The sequence below is a fragment of the Psychrobacter immobilis genome, from assembly GCF_904846285.1.
GTDB classification, from domain to species: Bacteria; Pseudomonadota; Gammaproteobacteria; order Pseudomonadales; family Moraxellaceae; genus Psychrobacter; species Psychrobacter immobilis_D.
Window position 1 is genome coordinate 1 of the sequence record NZ_CAJHAD010000069.1, and the last position, 908, is coordinate 908.

The following is a 908-nucleotide window of genomic DNA, read 5'->3' on the forward strand; positions in this document are numbered from 1 at the left end:
TATAGTAGATCTTTTATAAAAGTGGTACGGTAGCTTTAAAATAAGCGAAAAGTAAAAAGATTATGACTTATTCAGCAGATTTTCGAGCTCAAGTGATTAAAAGTGTCGAACAACAAGGTATGAGTATCAGACAAGCTTGTGCATTCTATGACATTAGTAAGGCCACGCTACAGAATTGGCTCAAAGAGCCTAGCATCAAACTAACTCGCAATAAACCACCCAGTAAAATACCTAACGAAGCATTATTAAAAGATGTTGAACAACATCCAGACGATTACATGTACGAGAGAGCACAGCGTTTTGGCTGTAGTAAGTCGGGCATCGAGGCCGCTTTAAAACGTCTTGGCATTAGCCAAAAAAAAGACTTTAGCGCATCCAAAAGCTTGCCCCCTAAAGAGAGCTAAATATCTAAGTAAACTGGGCGACTACATCGCTCAAGGCTTTGCTATTGTATACATGGATGAAAGCGGCTTTGAGTCTGAAGCCCTACGCACCTTTGGTTATGCACCGGTAGGTAAGCCTTGTATCGATAGTTACAACTGGCAAGGTAAAAAACGAACTAACGTCATTGGTGCCTTATATAAAAAAGCGTTATTTGCCCTAGATTACTTCGAAAAGAATATCAATGGCGATATATTCTACGTCTGGTGCAAAGACACGCTAATACCGAGCCTTAAAACCAAATGCGTAATCGTCATGGATAATGCCAGCTTTCACAAACGCGTTCAGAGACTACTCAACAGGCATGGACATCGCTTGTTGTTTCTACCGCCTTACAGCCCTGATTTAAACCCTATTGAGAAAAAATGGGCACAGGCGAAGTTTCTACGCCAAGGTTGGGTGGAGAATAATCTACCTAAGCTATTTCATGATATGGGTTGTACTAATTTTATTGTGGACTGACTATA

At 40.5% G+C, this 908-nt stretch carries 2 protein-coding genes; both read left to right on the forward strand.

Annotation, left to right across the window (positions count from 1 at the left end; genetic code table 11):
* Positions 1–62 precede the first annotated feature (62 nt).
* Positions 63–404: an IS630 transposase-related protein gene (locus JMX13_RS13580; protein ID WP_201613350.1), complete on the forward strand. Its 342-nt coding sequence runs from the start codon at positions 63–65 to the stop codon at positions 402–404.
* Positions 405–456: 52 nt separating this feature from the next.
* A complete protein-coding gene (locus tag JMX13_RS13585; RefSeq protein WP_201613351.1) occupies positions 457–903 on the forward strand; it encodes a transposase in 447 nt (148 codons plus the stop codon).
* Positions 904–908 lie beyond the last annotated feature (5 nt).

Coding starts and splice junctions, on each gene's coding strand:
- JMX13_RS13585 (WP_201613351.1), top strand. CDS start 457: ATGGATGAAAGCGGCTTTGAGTCTGAAGCCCTACGCACCTTTGGTTAT.
- JMX13_RS13580 (WP_201613350.1), top strand. CDS start 63: ATGACTTATTCAGCAGATTTTCGAGCTCAAGTGATTAAAAGTGTCGAA.